The sequence below is a fragment of the Chryseobacterium sp. VD8 genome, from assembly GCF_037149975.1.
Taxonomy (GTDB): Bacteria; Bacteroidota; Bacteroidia; order Flavobacteriales; family Weeksellaceae; genus Chryseobacterium; species Chryseobacterium indicum.
This window is the reverse complement of the sequence record NZ_JBBCQL010000310.1, coordinates 1-4250: the sequence shown is the minus strand read 5'-3', so window position 1 is coordinate 4250 and position 4250 is coordinate 1. Positions and strand designations below refer to the sequence as shown.

The window sequence follows — 4250 nt, the reverse complement described above, 5'->3', positions numbered from 1 at the left end:
CTTTTATTATAAGCTTTTGCGTAAGCATTCAACAGATTACTAAACTGCTTCATTAAGTATTTATGTTCATCTTCATTTAAAATCTCACCCAGCTTTTTAAACCTTAACATTAAATGAAAATGATTCGGCATTAAACAGTATGCATATATTTCAGCTATCGGGACAATATACTTTGCAAGCTTATCTAAAAAATATCTGTAATTTTCTTCTACTCTGAAAATTAAATCTTTTCCATTGGCATGAGTGTAGATATGGTATACATATTCACATTCAAAATTTTCTGTGTTTGACATTTATTTTTCTTCATTTGTGTGTTTTATATTTTCAAACCTCATAGGTTTTGAAAACCTATGAGGTTTAGTAAGGGACGATAATTATTTTACATCATCCCAAATACTGTAATCCACAACTTTTGTAGGGATCTGCTTAACATATTCTGTAAAAGGTTCACAAGGCAAAATAGCATCTTTTCCTTCTCTTGCCAGTTCCTGATATAATCTTGTTCCTTCTGTTTTCCATTTAATCATTTCATCAGAAACATCGCGGATAATTTTTGCAGGACTTCCGACAATTAATTTTCTGGCATCACATCTGAAGTTTGCCGGAACAAAAGCTAAAGCACCGATGATACATTCATCTCCGATGACCGCTTTGTCCATAACGACAGAATTCATTCCGACCAGACAGTTTTTGCCGATATGTCCGGAGTGAATAATCGCTCCATGACCGATATGTGCAGATTCTTCAAGTATAGTCTCAATTCCCGGAAAAACGTGTAGGGTACAATTTTCCTGAACATTGGCACCGTCTTTTACTATAATTTTTCCCCAGTCACCACGAATCACTGCATTGGGTCCAATATAAACTTCTTCGCCAATTTCCACATTTCCGATGATCACCGCTTGCGGGTGAACGTACGCGGAAGGTTTTATTATCGGTCGAATTCCGTGATATGAGTAAACGTTCATTTTTTATTTAATTTGAAAATTAATTTTTGTGATGTATAATTTTACTTGAGCTTTCTTAATAAATTTTAATCAGTAACTGAAAGTTTAAAGTAGTATATTTCATCTTCACTCTCAAGAATAAATTCATCATAATCTGATGCATAATAGCTTTTCAAATTTTGATATTCTATTTCATAAATTTGTATTGGATCTATTGTTTGAAGTAAAAGATCAACAAAATCTTCAATCCATTCTCTTTTCCACTCATCAAAGTATAAAGAAAAATTATTTCCTACATCAGATAAGTAATAGTCACGTTTATCCTGATAGCAATAAAACCATTTATCATGTAATAACTTAAAGAAAAATTTAAATGCTTTCTCTAAACTTATTTCTTTCAATGTATAACTTTCACTAATATTTTCAACTCTATCCTCTATAGTTTTCGCAATGGTATCTAATTTAGGTATAATACTTAATTCAAAATTATAAGCATGGTCGGTTTTATCATTGAATCTGGCTATTGTTTCAAGTTTTCCAACAATAATTCCATAATTAAATATTTTACGTTCTTTTTCAGCTAGACCTTTCATAGTCATTATTTATAGAAAATATCAGTACATATAAATAATTAATTTAAACTCTTTCAATGACCATAGCGTACCCTTGTCCTACGCCAATACAAAGTGTACACAATGCATATTTCTTATCCTGCTTTTGAAGTTCCATTGCCGCAGAACCAACGATTCTGGCTCCCGAAACTCCAAGTGGATGACCGATTGCGATGGCTCCTCCGTTTGGATTTACTCTTGAATCGTCATCTTTTAAACCCAAACTTCTTGTTACAGCTAAAGCCTGAGCCGCAAATGCCTCATTTAGCTCAATGATATCCATATCGTCTAATGAAAGATTCAGTCTTTTTAATAGTTTTTGAGTGGCTTCTACAGGTCCGATACCCATAATTCTTGGCTCAACTCCGGCAACGGAAGATCCTAGGATTTTCGCTTTTGGCTTCAATCCATATTTTTTTACAGCTTCTTCGCTTGCTAAAATTAAAGCTGCTGCTCCGTCATTCATTCCGGATGCATTTCCTGCTGTTACCGTTCCTTCTTTTCTGAAAGCCGGACGAAGTTTTCCTAATCCTTCCATTGAAGAAGTCGGTTTGATAAATTCGTCGGTATCAAAAATTTTCGGTTCGCCTTTTTTCTGTGGAATTTCAATTTTTACAATTTCTTCTGCCAATCTTCCGCTTTCCTGAGCTTTGGTAGCTTTCTGCTGAGACCAAAGGGCAAATTTATCCTGATCTTCACGACTGATGTTGTGGATATCCGCTAAATTTTCTGCAGTTTCCCCCATTCCGTCAACGCCGTACATTTCTTTCATTTTCGGGTTGATGAATCTCCATCCGAAAGTGGTGTCAAACATCTGGCTGTCTCTTCCGAAAGCTGTACTTGGTTTTGACATTACATAAGGAGAACGCGTCATGTGTTCTACTCCACCTGCAATATAAATTTCACCTTCTCCTGCAGAAATTGAACGGAAAGCATTTGCCACCGCAGACATTCCTGAAGCACACAATCTATTCACCGTTTCTCCTCCGATTTTATACGGAAGTCCTGCCAATAAAAGCCCCATTCTGGCAACATTTCTATTATCTTCTCCTGCCTGATTGGCACATCCGAAAATAACATCTTCAATTTCCTCAACAGGAACTTCAGGGTTTCTTGCTACAATTTCTTTAATAACAATAGCAGCCAAATCGTCGGCTCTTACTTCAGAAAGTCCTCCGCTTAATTTTGAAATGGGAGTTCTTATGTAATCTATGATGTATACGTTGTTCATTTTATTTAATTTGAAAATGTGTTAATTTGGAAATGTGTTAATTTGGAAATTTGAGAATGAAATAAAGCATTAAAAAATAATTTTCAAATTGCTTCATTCTCAAATTTCCAAATTTTATAATTCTGTTACTTTTTTTCCGATTTTATAAACTGTTCCGACAAATTTTGCAATCAATTCTTCGTTTTGATTGGTAATTTTAATATCGTAAACAGCTGTTTTTCTGGTTTCATTGACCAAAATACTTTCTGCTCTGAAAGTATCCCCTTCTTTTCCGGCTTTGGTAAAATTGATGATGCAATTCAATGCAACAGCAGCATCACCGGAATTGTTGGACGAAAAAGCCAGTGCAGAATCTGCAAAAGCGAATGTAACGCCTCCGTGAACCGTTTTCAGCCCGTTAATCATTTCTTTTTTAATGGGCATTTCTATTAAACAATAATTTTCTTTGACTTCAATCAGTTTTATATTCATCCATTGGGAAAAATAATCCTGATCGAACATATATTCTGCAACCTGTCTCGGATTCATTTACTCTTATTTAAATTTTTAAATCTAATCACATCTTTCCATGTGTATTCTCTGCCGTCCAAAATGAAAAAAGCTAAAAATATAAAGATGAAATAAACTGTAAAACCATATATATTGATACTTTTTTTCATTGTCCCATCCCAAATAATAAAAAAGAAATTTGATGAGAGAAAAGCCGACCACAAAAATAATCGCATTCATGAATGAGCGTAAAAAGTTCTTTTTTGTGAAAATTCTTTTAAACATGGCTTAAATTTCAGATTAATGTGTTATTTCTTCATATAATTCATCAGATAGCTTGTCGTAAACCGCCATGGTTTTTCCAAGAATGATTTGATTATATGAAAGATTTTCGGAATTTGATGGATCTTCTGTTTGAAAATGTTCATTTAAATCAATTCCAAATTCATTTGCTAATCTTTTAATCAGCTCTTTATATTTTTCATTGAATTTACCTAATAATTCAAGCTTTTCCTGATAATCATGTATCGAAGAAAGTTCCTGAATGATGTATTCTTTTTCAATGATAAGCCTTGTTTCAAGTTCAGCTTTGAAGTCATCAATATTCATAAAATTTATTTAATAATTGTCAGCAGTAAGGTAAAGTTTATTTTCATTTTCCATTACTGATTTGCAAATATTTATTATCTCATCATATTCTTTTCCAAACAATTTAATATCAACTTGGTTTTCATTATTAATGAGATAATCATAAAATTCTATGATATCGATAATTTGTTCTTCTTTTTCAGAAGCCCAGCCAATCATATCATACACTCTTGAATAGTTGTATCTATAAACCGTACTCTCCGAAGAATGATGCAAAAAGTCATTATCTAAGTTCATTATTAAATCAAAAGCATTTGTTGCTAAAATTAATTCAGTAATAATATTTTCATCACTATCTTTTTCGCTTAGTATGACCTCTCCTAA

Annotated in this window: 6 protein-coding genes and 1 pseudogene; all 7 read right to left on the bottom strand. The window is 33.0% G+C overall.

Annotated features, from left to right (window positions below):
* Positions 1-293 (bottom strand): annotated as a pseudogene (locus tag WFK35_RS21125) (transposase); the annotation flags it as partial.
* Between the two features lie 81 nt (positions 294-374).
* Positions 375-968: an acyltransferase gene (locus WFK35_RS21120; protein WP_336734504.1), complete on the bottom strand. Its 594-nt coding sequence runs from the start codon at positions 966-968 to the stop codon at positions 375-377.
* 65 nt (positions 969-1033) lie between these two features.
* Positions 1034-1540, bottom strand: a complete 507-nt coding sequence (locus WFK35_RS21115; RefSeq protein WP_235132931.1) for a hypothetical protein — start codon at positions 1538-1540, stop codon at positions 1034-1036.
* A 43-nt stretch (positions 1541-1583) separates the two neighbouring features.
* Positions 1584-2789 carry a 3-oxoadipyl-CoA thiolase gene (pcaF, locus tag WFK35_RS21110; protein WP_336734502.1) on the bottom strand — a complete coding sequence of 402 codons (1206 nt, stop codon included), beginning with the start codon at positions 2787-2789 and terminating at the stop codon, positions 1584-1586.
* A gap of 114 nt (positions 2790-2903) precedes the next feature.
* A complete protein-coding gene (locus WFK35_RS21105; protein WP_336734500.1) occupies positions 2904-3317 on the bottom strand; it encodes a PaaI family thioesterase in 414 nt (137 codons plus the stop codon).
* 261 nt (positions 3318-3578) lie between these two features.
* A complete protein-coding gene (locus WFK35_RS21100) occupies positions 3579-3887 on the bottom strand; it encodes a hypothetical protein (protein WP_336734498.1) in 309 nt (102 codons plus the stop codon).
* Between the two features lie 9 nt (positions 3888-3896).
* The coding region (locus WFK35_RS21095) for a hypothetical protein (RefSeq protein ID WP_336734496.1) at positions 3897-4250 on the bottom strand (354 nt) is incomplete at its 5' end.